Source organism: Nocardia sp. NPDC046763, from assembly GCF_040645495.1.
Lineage (GTDB): Bacteria > Actinomycetota > Actinomycetes > Mycobacteriales > Mycobacteriaceae > Nocardia.
Genome location: NZ_JBEYYI010000027.1, coordinates 105,228 through 119,491, shown reverse-complemented (window position 1 = coordinate 119,491; position 14,264 = coordinate 105,228). Strand labels below are relative to the sequence as shown.

Here is a 14,264-nt window from a genome sequence, read left to right as displayed (position 1 = left end):
CCGACATGGATCTCACGATTCTCTACCGTGGCCCGCTGTCCTCCTGCGACTATGACTGCCCCTACTGCCCGTTCGCCAAGCGCCGCGACAGTCGCGAGCAGCTGCGCGCCGACCGGGCCGCGCTCGAACGCTTCACCGCCTGGGTCGCCGATCAGCACCGTGACCGGTTGTCGATCCTGTTCACGCCGTGGGGTGAGGGCCTGGTCCGCTCCTGGTACCGGCGCGCGCTCGTCGAACTGTCCCGGCTGCCGAATGTCGCGCGAGTCGCCATCCAGACCAATCTCAGCTGCCGCACCGACTGGCTCGCCGACGCCCATCCGGACACCGTCGCCCTGTGGTGCACCTACCACCCCGGCCAGACCCCCTACGACCGCTTCGCCGCGAAATGCGCCGACCTGGACCGGCGCGGTATCCGTTTCAGCGTCGGCATCGTCGGCTTCCCCGAGCATCTCCCCGAGGCCCGGCGCCTGCGCGCCGACCTGCCCTCGCACGTCTACCTGTGGGTCAATGCCCCCGAGGGCCACGCACTCTCCGATTCGGACGCCGCCGCGTGGACCGCCCTCGACCCCCTGTTCCCCTACAGCCGACACCCTCATCCCGCCGCCGGACTCCCCTGCCGCACCGGCGAATCCGTCATCTCGGTCGACGGCGACGGCACGGTCCGCCGCTGCCATTTCGTCCGCACCGAACTGGGCAACCTCTACGACGGCAGCTACCGCGCCGCGCTGCTCCCCCGCCCGTGCCCGCTGTCGGCCTGCGACTGCCACATCGGCTACGTCCACCTCGAAACGCTGCCCCTCTACGACGTCTTCGCTGGCGGCATTCTCGAGCGTATCCCTGCTACCTGGGCCTATCCATCTCCTCCAGAAAGATCCGCAACCCCTCCCCGATCTTCCCCGCAGCATTCTCCAACTGCTCCGGCGACAACACCTTCCCGAACGACGCCGCCTTCAGCAGTTGCCGCTGCACCTCTTTGAGGTTCATCGTCGCCCAGTCGCGTCGTGAGAGTTCCGGCATGGCCCGGAACGATACCTCGAGTAGAACGTTTGTTCGAGTACGCCGGTTCGATCGCACGCACCTCCCTCACAACGGCAATCGTGACGCACCCACGGTGACGTGGGGCCTGAGGTGGCCCGCGAACCGCGACACCGCCCCGCGTTGACGCGTTTGCCGCCGCCGCGGAATCATCCATGCAGTAGCCGAAAGGAATCCACCCGACCATGGCCTCCATCCGCCACGAGATCGCGATCAATGCCTCGCCGCACCATGTTTGGGAGGTGATCCGTGATATCGGCGCCGTCCACGAACGCCTGCTCCCCGGACGGGTGGCCGGCACTCGGATCGAAGGTGTCCACCGGTTCCTCACCTTCCCCGACGGTCACGTCATCCGGGAACTCATCATCAGCGTCGACGACGACACCCGCCGTCTGGCCTACTCCGTGGCCGAGGGCGCCCGCCCCCGGCTGGACTATCACCACGCCTGCTTCGAAGTCCGCGCCGACGCCGACCATGCGCGCCTGATCTGGACCACCGATCTCCTCCCCGATTCCGCCGCCCCCGAGGTCCGCATTCGCACGCAGTACGGCATCGCCGAGATGAAGCAGGCCATCGAAGCCTCCGGCGAACCCGGGTGACGCGTTCCGAGACCGCTCACCGGGCAATTCCAAGATCAATTAGGGTCGCGGTGTCACAGATCGCCCGCGCCCGGTGTCTTGTGGACTGACACGGGTCGAGAGCGAGGACAGGAGCCACCCATGACCGGGACCACGGCCGCGACCGACGCGTTCGTCGCGCATCGGAATCTGCTGTTCACCGTTGCCTACGAGATGCTCGGCTCGGCGGCCGACGCCGAGGACGTGCTGCAGGAGACCTGGCTCCGCTGGACCGGCGTCGACCTGGACACCGTGCTGGATCAGCGCGCCTATCTGGTGCGGATCACGACGCGCCAGGCGCTGGTGCGGCTGCGCACATTGGGCCGCCGCAAGGAATCCTATGTCGGTCAGTGGCTGCCGGAGCCGCTGCTGACCGCGCCCGACGTGGCCGAGGATGTCGAACTGGCCGAGAGCGTTTCGATGGCCATGCTGCTGGTGCTCGAGACGCTTACGCCGACCGAGCGGGCGGTGTTCGTGCTGCGCGAGGTGTTCGACCTGCCCTACGACGAGATCGCCGAGGCCGTCGACAAGACCTCGGCAGCGGTGCGTCAGATCGCCCATCGCGCCCGCTCCCATGTCGCGTCGCGGCGTCCGCGCGAGGCGGTGTCCGCGGCCGAGACCCGCGAAGTGCTCGAAGCCTTCCAACGCTCGCTCGATACGGGCGACCTGCAGGGGCTGCTCGATCTGCTGGCGCCCGACGTGGTGGCGCTGGGTGACGGCGGCGGCATCAAACAGGCGCTGCCGCGGCCGATTACGGGCGCGGACCACGTGGCGCGACTGTTCAGCGTGGGCTGGAAGACCGTCGCCGCGGGCATGGATATCGAGCCGGCCATGGTCAACGGTCATCCGGCACTGGTCTTCCTGGTCGACAACGAGGTGGACACCGTCCTCGCGATCCGCATCGACAACGGTCTCATCACCGGGTTCTACTCGGTGCGCAACCCGGAGAAGCTCTCGCGCATGACGCAGGAGACCAGCCTGAGCCGGTGAATCCGGCTACACGGCAGGGCCGTTCAGGTACGCGTCCACGGTGGCGCGCGCCAGTGGCAGCGGCCGGTAGGCCACGAGCGCCTCGTACCGGGTGGGTGCGCACGGCGTGGCCGCGCCGCACGGACAGATCTCCGAATGCTGTTGCACGCCTCGTGATATCGTGCGCCGCCAGCGGTCAGCCGCGCCCGATGTAGGGCATGCCCGTCGCCATCACGGTCAGGAACGGCACGTTCACCTCGAGCGGCAGTTCGACGGTCTGGACCACCAGCCGGGCCACGTGCGCGGCGTCGATCGTCGGCTCCGGACGGATGCTCCCGTCCGCCTGCAGCGACCCCGCCGCGATTCCGGCGGTGAGTTCGGTTGCGGCATTGCCGATATCGATCTGCCCCGCGGCGATATTGTGCGCACGCCCCTCCAGCGCCAGCGCCTTGGTGAGCCCGGTGATGCCGTGCTTGCTGGCCGCGTAGGCGACGGTATTCGGCCGCGGCGTATGCGCGGAGATCGACCCGTTGTTGATGATCCGCCCGCCCTGCGGCGTCTGTGTCCGCATGAGCCGGAATGCGGCCTGCGCGCACAGGAACGCTCCGGTGAGGTTGATGTCGACGACCTGTTTCCAGTCCGCCACCGGCACCTCGTCGATCGGCAGCGTAGGCCCGAAGATCCCGGCATTGTTGATCAGCACATCCAGCCGCCCCCACCGCTGCGCGATGTGCGCGAACACCGCGTCCACCGCCGCCGGATCGGTGACATCGGCGGGCACGGCTGCGACGCTGCCCGGCCCGGGAGCCGAGGCGCCGACCTGGTCCAGCGTGGCCGCCGTGCGCCCGACCGCCACGACCTGATGTCCGGCCGCGGTCAGCGCATGGGTCATGGTGCGGCCCAACCCGGTCCCAGCACCGGTGACAAGAACGATCTTCGATGTGGTCACGAGACCTGAGCGTATTCGACCGGCTCGGCTGCTCGATGACACCGTCGCGTCACGCAACCCGTATATGTTCCGGACACCGGAAGATTCGGCGCCCGGACTTCGACAGGCCGACCGCGGTCAGTCGGCTGGTTCACCCGCTACCGCTGCTTCCTGCTCGGCCTGCCCGAGGAACTGCTTCCCACCACCGCCGAGGGCATCCGCGAGGTCTTCCATGCCCGCGCCGCAGTCCTGCGCGATGATTTCGACGACGCCACCTGCGGCGAACTGGTCCGCTCCACCGTGGTCGCCTACCTGCGCCCCGGCGCCTCCCGCTACGACCGCGCCGCCGACGCCGTCGAAAAGAGCTGGAGCCGAGTCTTCTTCGTCGCCTTCTGCGGTGGCGACCGCAAAGCCGCCGCCATGAGCGTCACCCTCACCCCCGCCGACATCGCCCGAGTCGCCCTGACCGCCCCGTTCATCATCATCCGCTTCCTCTTCATGTCCGTCGTCACCACCCGCCCCGCCCTCGGCCGAGCCGCGGACGCCTACACCACCCGCATCGTCAAGGAACGCCTTGCCGCCTACGGCAACGCCGAATACACCACCGACTCCCACACCCACCCCTCCCACACCTCCCCCGCCGTGCAGCAGCATTCCATCCAATGTGGCGGCCGGGATCGGCCAGTCAGCGGGTGACGAGGTTAATGAGGGTCGGTGGGCGGACGATCGTGGCGGTGACGGTGCGGCCGGCCAGGGCAGCCTGGACGGCGGCGGAGTTCAGTGCCAGCTCACGCAGTGCGGGTTCGTCGGCGGTGGTCGAAACACGCAGGCGCTCACGCACTTTGCCGTCGACCTGCACGATGCAGATGCAGATGTCGGTTTCGATCAGGGACGAATCGGCGCTCGGCCAGGAGGCGGCGGCGACGGGACCGGATCGGCCCAGTCGCTGCCATGCGGCCTCGGCCGCGGCGGGCGCGAAGCACGACAGCATGCGGACCAGTGCCGCCGCGCCCTCGCCGATCGCGGGATCGACCGGCTCCGAAGCGGACTCGACGGCGCGCCGCAGGACGGTGGTCAGGCTCATCAGCTGCGCGATCGCGACATTGAAGCGTTTCGCCTCCATCAGCTCGGTGGCGCGGGCGATGATGCCGTGCACCTCGCGCCGGGTCGCCGATCCCGTGGACGGCTCGGATGTGACCGTCCCGGAACCGATGTCGCCGACCAGCCGCGAGACCCGCGCCAGCCATTTGACCCCGGCCTGCGGGGCGATGTCGGCCCAGTCGATATCGTCCTCGGGCGGTCCGGCGAACAGCATGGCGACGCGGACCGCGTCCGGGCCGTACCGCTGGATCTGCGCCTGTAGGTCGACCAGATTGCCCAGGCTCTTGCTCATGGCCTTGCCGTCCATCAGGACCTGACCCTGGGTCGTGAGGCGGGCGAACGGCTCGGTGAAGGGCAGCAGGCCCGCGTCGTGCAGCGCCTTGGTCAGGAAGCGGGCGTACAGCAGGTGGCCGGTGGCATGCTCTCTGCCGCCGATGTATTCGTCGACCGGCAGCCAGCGGTCGATGGCGGCGGGGTCGAAGGGTCCGTCGGTGTAGCCGGGATTCGGGTAGCGCAGGAAGTACCAGGACGAATCGACGAAGGTGTCCATGGTGTCGGTATCGCGGCGGGCCTCGGCCGAACAGCGCGGGCAGGTGACCGCGACCCAGTCCTCCGCGCTGGCCAGCGGCGAGCGCCCGTCCCCGGGGCGCAGCTGATAACCGGAGTCGGGCAGCCGCACCGGCAGCTGGTCGTCGGGAACCGGAACCTCGCCGCAGGTCGCGCAGTGGATGATGGGAATCGGTGTTCCCCAATATCTTTGGCGGGAGATCAGCCAGTCGTGCAGCCGGTAGGTGACCGAGGGCCGCCCCTCGGCGTCCACGCCCTCGGACCGCCCGATCCAATTGCGTTGCATGGCCAGCACTTCCGGTGGCCATCCGGCGCTCAGTTGGTCCATATCGTCCAGCAGCCGCTGGGCATAGTCGGTGACCCGAAAGAACCACTGGGTCAGCGCCTTCGAGACCACCTCCGCCCCGCACCGCTCGCAGCGCCCGTGCACGACCTGCTCATTGGCCAGCACGGTCCGGTCCTCGGGGCACCAGTTCACGGCCGCGTCGGCGCGATAGGCCAGCCCGCGCTCGTACAGCCGCAGGAACAGCCACTGGTTCCAGCGGTAGTACTCCGGGTCGCTGGTGTGCAGCCGTGTCTGCCAGTCGAACGAAATCCCCAGCCGCCGAAATGATTCCGCCTGAGTCTCGATATTGGCGTAGGTCCATTCCCGCGGATCCAGCCCACGTTTGAAGGCCGCGTTCTCAGCGGGCAGCCCGAAGGAATCCCATCCGACCGGGAACAGCGTCTCGAATCCGCGCATCCGCGCGAATCGCGCCATGGCATCAGCGATCGAGTAGACCTCGGCGTGGCCCATATGGAGGTCGCCGGACGGATACGAGAACATGGCCACCACATACCGCCGCGGCGCGATATCGCCGTCCCCGGAATTCATTTCGGCCTCCCGCGCCCTCAGTTCCAATCCGACCGGTCCGCACTCATCGGGGTCGAGGATCGTGCCGGTGATGGTAGTGAAACGGAACACCCGACGACACCGAATATCCCAACGCACGAGGCAGGCAATGGGGCCGATCGTGTAGACCAAGCGTTCAATTGCCCTGAAACCCTTTGTGGCCCAAACGAATCGATCAGCATACGAGTGCACGCTCTGCTAATCTCTGGCGTGAGCGTTCGGCGTTGAACGAGAGTTCGTGCGGAGCCCGCTTCAACTGGGGGAATACGTTGCTGTCCGTGGTTTTTTCGGGTGCGTACGGCCCACGCCGACACCCCACCGAGCACACTATCGAAAAATCGTACACTGCACAGGATTTGGCGGACGCGCGGGTCACCAAGGCCACCGTCACCGGGGAGATCCTCGACGGTGTCGGCGATACGGTGTCGTTCCGATATCTCGAGGGCAGCCGGCGGCGGCTGCTGACCGTGGCGCTATCGCTCGTCTCGACCGGACTGGGCGGTGGGTACGTATTGTGGCTGATCGACAATGGTCTCGGCGCGACCGACAAGTACGAGCAGTTCGGGGCGATCGCCATCATCATGGTGACCCTGGTGGTCACCGTCGAGGTGATTCGCTTCGCCCTCGTGATGGCCATGTCGCTGACCACCGCGCTGGCTCGCAAGCCGGTGCCGATCCGCGCTCGCCCGGGCCTGAACGTCGCCCTGCTCATCACCTTCGTCCCCCGCAGCGAGGACATCGCCGTGCTGGAGCGAACCCTGGTGGCGGCCAAGGAGATCCGGCATCGGCACCCCGGCGTCTTCGACATCTATGTGCTGGACGAGGGCGATCCGGACCAGCCGGGCCGGGTACGCGAGCTGGTGGCCGAGGTGGATCGCCGCCACGGCAACCGGGTGCGCTATGTGACCCGCGGCGGCAAACCCGAATACCACCAGAAGAAGGGCCCGTTCGAGACCCGCACCAAATTCGGCAATATCAATGCCGGTCTCGACATGATCCGCGCGGACCCCGATCTCCCCCGCTACGACGTGGTCATGGGCATCGACCCCGATCACAAACCCATGCCCGAGTTCGGGGAAAGGATGCTGGGTTATTTCAATGATCCGGATGTGGCGTATGTGGCGGGCCCGCAGGCGTATGCCAATGCCACCGACAATGTCGTGGCGAAACTGGCCGAGAGCCAGCAATTCGTTTTCCACAGCCTCATTCAAACCGCCGCCAATGCGCACGGTGCACCCATGCTGGTGGGCACCAGCTACGCCCTCCGGATGAGCGTCCTCACCGATATCGGCGGCATCCAGCCGTCCATCACCGAGGACATGGCGACGAGTTTCGCCATTCTGCCGCAACGCAATCCGGACACCGGCCACAGCTGGAAGGGCGTCTACACCCCGGACCTGCTGGCCCACGGCGAGGGCCCGGCATCCTGGGGCGACTTCTACAAGCAGCAGAACCGCTGGGCGCGCGGCGCCATCGAGCACATGCTGTTCGGTCCCTTCGTCCTCCAGATGTTGGGCATGTGGCGCACCCCGGCACGCGTGGTGCACTACCTGCTGCTCATGGCCTTCTACCCGGTCATGGGAGCGGTGTGGCTACTGGGCGCGGCCAATGTGGCGATCTTCAGCTGGTTCGGGGTCAGCGGTGCGGTGGTGTCGCCGGGCAGCTGGTTCCTGTTCTACGGCTGGGCGTCAGTGAGCCAGATGACGCTGTACACCTGGGTCCGGCGGCACAATGTGAGTCCCTACGAGACGACGAATTCCTGGGGCGTCTACGGCATGTTCATGAGCGTCATCACCGCGCCCGTGTACGCCAATTCGCTGATCAAGTGCCTGCTTCGGCGTCCGGTCAGCTTCGACGTCACCCCGAAGGGTTCGAAGTCGCGCGGCGACAGCTGGTTCACCTTCCGGCTCAATCTCATGTGGCTCGTCTTCTACGTCGCCGTGGCAGTCCTCACGACCATGCGCGGCTACGCGGCCCCCGCCACCATGATGTGGCCGGTCTTCGGCGCGCTGATCTCGGCCGCACCCATGCTGGTCTGGCAGCTGAACCCGCTCTGGCTGGCGTGGTCCGCACGCCGGAGACCCGCTGACGCCACCGAATTCGAAATCGTCGAGATCGCGGCGGAGGAGCGGGCGTGCTGAAGAAGACACCGACCCGGTTCGTCCGCTGGGTGGTCACCGCCGTGGTGGTGGGCACCCTCGCCATCGCCACCACCGCCACGGTGGCGGCGCTCTACCACCGTTTCCAGCACAATCGGCTGATCAATTCCGATACCTACAAGGCGCAGTTCGGCAAGTGGGAGGTCGTCACGCTGCCGAAGGATGTCGACGCCAATATCATCCACTCGATCGTGCTGCCGACCGGCAAGGTGCTGCTCATCGCCGGCAGCGGCAATGACCACCACAATTCCGACAAGGGCGTCTACAACTCGCTGATCTTCGACCCGGAGACCCGCACCGCCAAGCGCATCGACACCCCCACCGACCTGTTCTGCTCCGATCACGCCTACCTGGCCGACGGCACGGTGCTGATCGCGGGCGGCACGGGCAGCTACGAGGTGCTGCCCGAGAACCTCACGCATGCGGGCGGATACATGACGATCCGCAACGAGGATCCCGACCATCCGGGATTCGTCCCCAAGGGAACGACCTTCACGGGCAAGGACAGCGGCAAGGTCTACCGCTCCGATCGCGATATCACCGTCCCGCCCGCAGCCAAGGATCCGGTCACCTACAAGGTCTCCGCGACCGACCGCAATGTCTATGTTGCCGCCGACGCACCGGGCACCGATGGCGTCTGGGATCACAACGACCACTACCTGATCGGCGGCCTGACCTACGCCCAGCAGCAGAACCTGTACGGCTTCGCTCCCGAGATGGCCCTGAAGAAGAAGGAATACCAGGGCATCGACGCGGCCTACGTCTTCAACCCCTGGACCGAAACCTATACCGCTGTCGGCAGTATGGGTTACGCCCGCTGGTATCCGACCCTGACCCGGCTCCCCGACGGCAAGGTGATGGTCATGTCCGGGCTGGACGGCTCGGGCCGAATCCTGGACGGGCAGACCGAGATCTACGATCCCGCGACCGGCGCCTGGACCGAGCGTGACGACCTGCGCCGCATCTTCCCCACCTATCCGTCGGTCTTCCAGACCGCCACCCCCGGCCGCCTGTTCTTCAGCGGCCCCAGCACCGGCTGGGGTCCCGCCGAGGAGCACCGCGATCCGGGAATCTGGAACCTGACCGACAATTCATTCCAGCTCGTACCCGGCCTGCGTGACCCGAACATGCTCGAGACCGGCTCCTCGACCTGGCTGGGCCCGGTGCAGCAGCAGCGGCTGCTCGTGGTCGGCGGTGGCGGCGTGGGTGATTCGGCGCTGTCCACCGGCCGCATCGACATCGTCGACCTGAACGACGCTCAGCCCAGGTTCACCCCGCTGGCCGTGCTGCCCCAGGGCACCCGCTACCCGAATCTGGTGCCGCTGCCCAGCGGGGATGTGTTCATCACCAATGGCGCCAACGACTATCGCGGCCGCGGGGCCAGCGACATCCTGGCCGCGTTTCTGCTCGATCAGCAGGGTGTCCTGCATCCGATGGCCGATCCGACCGTGGGCCGCGACTACCACTCCACGGCGGTGCTGCTGCCGTCGGGCCAGATCATGACCGACGGCTCGAATCCGCTGTTCGCCGACAAGGCGAACACCCTGCCCGGCAAGTTCGAGCGCCGCATCGAAATCTACACGCCCCCATACCTGTACAGGCCGGACGGCGGGGCGGTCGCGCGACCGGTGATCACCGGCGGACCCGACCAGGTCCGGCGCGGCACGACCTTCGAATACACCGTCGGCAGCAGCCAGGCCGAGGTCCCGGCCGCGGCCGACATCAAGTTCGTACGGCTGCTCGCCCCGGCGGCGATCACGCATGTCACCGACACCAATGAGCGAGTGGTCGACCTGACGATGACTCGCACGGATTCCGGTGTCTCCGTGAGTATTCCGGACAATCCCGCCATTGCCCCATCCGGCTATTACATGCTCTTCACGGTGAATTCCGCCGGCGTGCCCAGCATCGCGAAATGGGTGCACCTGGGCTGACGATCGCTAGGACAGTTGATCGAGCAGCAGCTGCCGGTCGAATTCGCCCGCCGGGGCCCCGCTGGTACCGCAACGGCCGTCGGATTGCCCCGGCGTCTTGATGAACGCGTGCTCGATCATCAGATCCCGGTTGAAACGGGTACTCGGGAGCGTTCCGACCCGCTGCCCCTGCGGATTACACCACTCGACCAGGTCGGCGGTGTTTGGCGCGCCATTGACCGAGCTGTCGATCATGACGAACAGCCGATGACCGTAGGCCTGCTCGATTCGCGTCGCGTAGGACCGGATCTCGGCCTCCGGCCGCCGGTTGGCCACATTGAGCGAAATTCCGGCGACGGGTATTCCGGGACTGATGGTGCGCAGCAGATCCGCCACCCACCCGGGATCCACCCAGGTGCTGTTGCCGACATCGAGGTACACCGCGGTGGCCGGATTGTGCTGGAACAGTTCGGCATACGCGAATCCGAGCAGTGCCAATCGGGCCGCGCGATCGGCGTCGTTCATCTCCGTGGCGTGGGCCAGCGCGTCCGGTTCGAGGATCACGATCGCCGGATTCGCTCCGATCGCCTCGCTGACACCGGCGATCCACTGCTTGTACGAGTCCGCCCCGGCCTGTCCCCCACCGGATTCGCCGTGCAGGTCGCGCCCCGGAATGTTGTAGGCGACGAACATCGGTATGGAATCGCTCGCCTGCCCCCGTGCGATGTCCTGCCGAATCGTCCTTGCCGTCACATCCAGATCGTGCGGCAGCCATTCAGCGACCGGCGTCCGGATCAGCCGCTCGAGATTCGCCCGCACTCGCGGGTCGCTCACGCCCGGCAGTGTGGCCTGCAGATCCGCGTAGTACTTGTCGCTGGACTCCAGCAGATACTCCCCGCTGGCGGGAGCGTTCCGCTCGGGCACCACCACCGCGGGCTCGGCAGTGTCCCGACCGCACCCCGTGAGCAAGAGCTGCACCAATACCGCGAACAGCATCCCCGCTCGGAGCCGGCGCGACCGATATCGCCCCGTCCGCTGTCGCCGCATGCAGACAGTATGCCGGTAGGCCCGCACGACCGGGCACTCGACCGATTCTCCTGCGGCGCAGCCCAGTTGCCGATCCATCCCACCCCGTCCACCCCGACCACACAGGCCGGTAACCCCGAACACCCTGCCGGACGCCGCCGCTCTGGCCTGTTCGGTCGCCGAGAGGGGTTCGAGCCACGTCCATCCCGGAGACCTGCACCAGCGCCCGACCGACCAGAGGCGCATTCTACTCCGATTTCGCCGGCAAGGACGAGCAGTGCCTCAGACCGAATCGTTGCGGCGGCCGCCGGGGAACCAGCGCCGGAAACGGGCCGCCGCTTGCTTGCCATGCTGCTGGGCGCGGTCGCGGTCCAGCCAGTCGGGCAACGGTTCTCGCGCGGACAGCCACGCGCCGGGCAATCCACCGGGCCGGGTTCCGGTGTGGGCCGCGACGATTCCGCCGACGATGGCGCTCGTGGTGTCGGTGTCGCCGCCGACCGACAGGCAGGTGGCGATCGCGGCCCGGTAGTCGTCCAGGTAGATCGCGGCGGCCCACATCGTGAAGGGCACGGTGTCCTGGGCCGTCACGCTGGTGCCATTGCCGATCTCCGCGGCGACCTGCCCGGCCGGGGCGCCGAGCAGCGCGTATGCCCGGCGGATCAGGCGGGTGGTCTCACCGTCGTCGAGCCGGTCCAGGACGGTGGCGAGGAATTCCGTTGGCGCGGGCCGGGTTCCGGCGAGCCGGGCCTGCGCCGCGGTGGCGGCCGCCACCGCTACCGCGACCGCGCCGATGATGCCTTCGCGATGCGCATGCGTCACCTGCGCCGACCGGACCGCTTCGGCGGTGGCCCGGTCCGGGTCGCTCGCGTAGAACGCGCCCAGCGGCGCGACGCGCATGGCCGCCCCGTTTCCGCACGAGCCCTGCCCGCCGAAGGCCGCCGCGGTCACCTGCCGCCAGGGCACGCCGCGGCGGATACGCCCCAGCGTGTCCACGGTCATGAACCCGTAGTCGCGGCGCTGGTCGATGCGTGCGGCGAAGGCGGCCACGAGCCGATCCTGGTCGATCGCACCGTGTTCGAGCAGTTCCCCCGCCACCGTGCAGGCCATCTCGGTGTCATCGGTCCATTCCCAGCGGCCCGGCGGGAGATCACCGGTCTGCAGGTCGGCCAGGGGCCGGCGCAGGACGAGGAACTCGGCGCCGACCGCGTCCCCCACGGACAGTCCATCCAACGAATCCAGCATCAGGTCGACATGCACCGCGTCGATGCTAGCCACGGTCGCTCGGCACAGCATGTCGGTGCCGACTTCATGCCCGTGCCCACTGCCGGACTCACTTGTCTGTGCCCACTGCCAGACTCATCGGTATGCGGTGGGCGGTGGCGGAGACGGGTGACGGCGGGGCCCGGGTGTGCCCGCTGGATCTGGCCGGTCGGCCCGCGGGCCCGGTGGTCGAGGAGTCCTCGCTGGCCGAGGCCGTGCGCTCGCATCCCGAGGCCGAGCGGTGGGTGTGGCGTTCGACCGCCGGAACCTATCGGCGGCTGCTCGAGGCGGGCGTGCGGGTGGATCGCTGCTATGACGTGGAGGCGGCGGAGTCGCTGCTGATCGGGCACGAGGAGGGCCAGTCGGGGCAGGCCCGTTCGCTGGCGGCGGCCTGGGCCCGGCTGCATCGGCTCCCCGTGCCGGAAGACGCGCCCGCGCGGGCCGCCGACACCCAGCCGACCCTGTTCGAATCAGGCCCGGTGCCACTGCCATCCGGGACCGACGAGTTCACCGCGCTGCTGGAGGTGTACGCGGGACAGGTCGCCCGCATGGCCGCGGCGGAATACCCGCGCCGCCTGCACCTGCTGCTCACCGCCGAGTCGGCGGGCCTGCTGGTGGCCACGGAGATGTCGCGGGCCGGGATCCCCTGGCGCGCCGACCTGCATCGCGAACTGCTCGATTCCATGCTGGGAGAACGCATTTCCGGTACCGCGGAACCGCGGCGCATGGCGGAGCTGGCCGAGGAGGTGTCGCGGGCCTTCGGCGGGGTGCGGGTCCGCCCGGACCTGCCCCAGGACATCATCCGCGCCTTCGGGCGGGCGGGAATCTCGTTGTCCTCCACCAGAAAATGGGAGCTCCGGGAGATCGACCACCCGGCGGTCGCGCCGCTGCTGGCCTACAAGTCGCTCTACCGCCTCTACACCGCGCACGGCTGGTCCTGGATCGACCAGTGGGTGCACGACGGCCGTTTCCGTCCCGAGTACCTGCCGGGCGGGACGGTCACCGGGCGCTGGACCACCAATGGCGGTGGCGCACTCCAGATCCCGAAGGTGGTGCGCCGCGCGATCCGCGCCGATCCGGGCTGGCGGCTGGTGGTCGCCGACGCCGATCAGATGGAGCCGCGCGTACTCGCCGCCATCTCCCGCGATCCCGGGTTGATGGAGGTGGCGGGCCGGGGTGAGGATCTCTACGCCGACCTCGCGGCCCGCGCGTTCGGCGGTGACCGCGCCCAGGCCAAAATCGCCATGCTGGGCGCGATCTACGGCCAGACCTCGGGCGACGCGCTCACCCACATGGCCGAACTGCGCCGCCGCTATCCGGACGCGGTGGCCTATGTCGACGACGCGGCGGCCGCCGGGGAGGAGGGCCGCCTGGTGCGCACCTGGTTCGGCCGCACCTGCCCGCCCACGACATCATTCGACCAGGCGGACACCGAGGATGGGGCCGCCACCGGGTACGGCTCCACCCCGAGGGCCCGGGCTCGCGGTCGCTTCACCCGGAACTTCGTCGTGCAGGGCAGCGCCGCCGACTGGACCCTGCTGGTGCTGGCGGGCCTGCGGCATGCGATGCACACGGCGGGACTGCGTGCCGAGCTGGTCTTCTTCCAGCACGACGAGGTCATCGTGCACTGCCCGGAGGAGGAGGCGGCCACGGTCGCCGCGGCGATCACCGCCGCGGCGGACACGGCCGGAGAGCTCGCGTTCGGCCCGACCCCGGTCCGCTTCCCCTTCACGACCGCGATCGTGGAGTGCTATGCGGACGCGAAGTAGGAAATCCCCGGCAGCGCCGCGGGTTTCA

General features: G+C 68.2%; 12 protein-coding genes and 1 pseudogene. 7 read left to right on the top strand and 6 right to left on the bottom strand.

From position 1 onward, the window contains the following. Positions 1 to 5: 5 nt before the first annotated feature. Positions 6 to 827 (top strand): annotated as a pseudogene (locus ABZ909_RS33700) (STM4011 family radical SAM protein); the annotation flags it as partial. Between the two features lie 13 nt (positions 828 to 840). Here ABZ909_RS33700 and ABZ909_RS33695 read toward each other — a convergent pair. Next, positions 841 to 984, bottom strand: a complete 144-nt coding sequence (locus ABZ909_RS33695; protein WP_357007956.1) for a DUF6374 family protein — start codon at positions 982 to 984, stop codon at positions 841 to 843. 236 nt (positions 985 to 1,220) lie between these two features. On the opposite strand from ABZ909_RS33695, the gene ABZ909_RS33690 reads away from it, so the two are divergent. Both ABZ909_RS33690 and ABZ909_RS33685 read left to right on the top strand, forming a co-directional pair. After that, positions 1,221 to 1,634 (top strand): SRPBCC family protein, encoded by a 414-nt coding sequence (locus tag ABZ909_RS33690; RefSeq protein WP_357007904.1) that lies wholly within the window; start codon positions 1,221 to 1,223, stop codon positions 1,632 to 1,634. A 120-nt stretch (positions 1,635 to 1,754) separates the two neighbouring features. Next, a complete protein-coding gene (locus tag ABZ909_RS33685; protein WP_357007902.1) occupies positions 1,755 to 2,642 on the top strand; it encodes an RNA polymerase sigma-70 factor in 888 nt (295 codons plus the stop codon). Positions 2,643 to 2,648: 6 nt separating this feature from the next. Here the strand turns inward: ABZ909_RS33685 and ABZ909_RS33680 are convergent, their stop codons facing one another. Continuing rightward, positions 2,649 to 2,789, bottom strand: coding sequence for a hypothetical protein (locus tag ABZ909_RS33680; protein WP_357007900.1), 141 nt, complete (start codon positions 2,787 to 2,789; stop codon positions 2,649 to 2,651). A 28-nt stretch (positions 2,790 to 2,817) separates the two neighbouring features. Continuing rightward, complete coding sequence (locus ABZ909_RS33675; RefSeq protein WP_357007897.1) at positions 2,818 to 3,570, bottom strand: SDR family oxidoreductase; 753 nt, start codon at positions 3,568 to 3,570, stop codon at positions 2,818 to 2,820. Between the two features lie 279 nt (positions 3,571 to 3,849). Between ABZ909_RS33675 and ABZ909_RS33670 the strand changes: the two genes are divergently transcribed. Beyond that, positions 3,850 to 4,245, top strand: a complete 396-nt coding sequence (locus ABZ909_RS33670) for a hypothetical protein (RefSeq protein ID WP_357007895.1) — start codon at positions 3,850 to 3,852, stop codon at positions 4,243 to 4,245. Here ABZ909_RS33670 and ABZ909_RS33665 read toward each other — a convergent pair. After that, positions 4,235 to 6,091 (bottom strand): leucine--tRNA ligase, encoded by a 1,857-nt coding sequence (locus tag ABZ909_RS33665; RefSeq protein WP_357007892.1) that lies wholly within the window; start codon positions 6,089 to 6,091, stop codon positions 4,235 to 4,237. The genes ABZ909_RS33670 and ABZ909_RS33665 overlap by 11 nt on opposite strands. Positions 6,092 to 6,465: 374 nt before the next feature. Between ABZ909_RS33665 and ABZ909_RS33660 the strand changes: the two genes are divergently transcribed. After that, a complete protein-coding gene (locus ABZ909_RS33660; RefSeq protein ID WP_357007889.1) occupies positions 6,466 to 8,250 on the top strand; it encodes a glycosyltransferase family 2 protein in 1,785 nt (594 codons plus the stop codon). Continuing rightward, entirely contained in the window at positions 8,244 to 10,202 is a 1,959-nt protein-coding gene (locus ABZ909_RS33655; RefSeq protein WP_357007886.1) for a galactose oxidase-like domain-containing protein, read from the top strand. Before ABZ909_RS33660 ends, ABZ909_RS33655 begins: the two co-directional genes overlap by 7 nt. A 6-nt stretch (positions 10,203 to 10,208) precedes the next feature. Here ABZ909_RS33655 and ABZ909_RS33650 read toward each other — a convergent pair whose 3' ends face one another. Together ABZ909_RS33650 and ABZ909_RS33645 are read right to left on the bottom strand one after the other, a co-directional pair. Further along, complete coding sequence (locus tag ABZ909_RS33650; RefSeq protein ID WP_357007883.1) at positions 10,209 to 11,228, bottom strand: glycoside hydrolase family 6 protein; 1,020 nt, start codon at positions 11,226 to 11,228, stop codon at positions 10,209 to 10,211. Between the two features lie 261 nt (positions 11,229 to 11,489). Then, the gene (locus ABZ909_RS33645; RefSeq protein WP_357007880.1) at positions 11,490 to 12,482 is read right to left on the bottom strand and encodes an ADP-ribosylglycohydrolase family protein; all 993 of its coding nucleotides are present in this window, start codon (positions 12,480 to 12,482) and stop codon (positions 11,490 to 11,492) included. Positions 12,483 to 12,571: 89 nt separating this feature from the next. Here ABZ909_RS33645 and ABZ909_RS33640 point away from each other — a divergent pair, with 89 nt between their 5' ends. Beyond that, on the top strand, positions 12,572 to 14,236 hold the full coding sequence (locus tag ABZ909_RS33640) for a bifunctional 3'-5' exonuclease/DNA polymerase (protein ID WP_357007877.1): 1,665 nt from the start codon (positions 12,572 to 12,574) through the stop codon (positions 14,234 to 14,236). Positions 14,237 to 14,264: the final 28 nt, after the last annotated feature.

Coding starts and splice junctions, on each gene's coding strand:
- ABZ909_RS33695 (WP_357007956.1), bottom strand. CDS start 984: ATGAACCTCAAAGAGGTGCAGCGGCAACTGCTGAAGGCGGCGTCGTTC.
- ABZ909_RS33690 (WP_357007904.1), top strand. CDS start 1,221: ATGGCCTCCATCCGCCACGAGATCGCGATCAATGCCTCGCCGCACCAT.
- ABZ909_RS33685 (WP_357007902.1), top strand. CDS start 1,755: ATGACCGGGACCACGGCCGCGACCGACGCGTTCGTCGCGCATCGGAAT.
- ABZ909_RS33665 (WP_357007892.1), bottom strand. CDS start 6,091: ATGAATTCCGGGGACGGCGATATCGCGCCGCGGCGGTATGTGGTGGCC.
- ABZ909_RS33650 (WP_357007883.1), bottom strand. CDS start 11,228: ATGCGGCGACAGCGGACGGGGCGATATCGGTCGCGCCGGCTCCGAGCG.
- ABZ909_RS33640 (WP_357007877.1), top strand. CDS start 12,572: ATGCGGTGGGCGGTGGCGGAGACGGGTGACGGCGGGGCCCGGGTGTGC.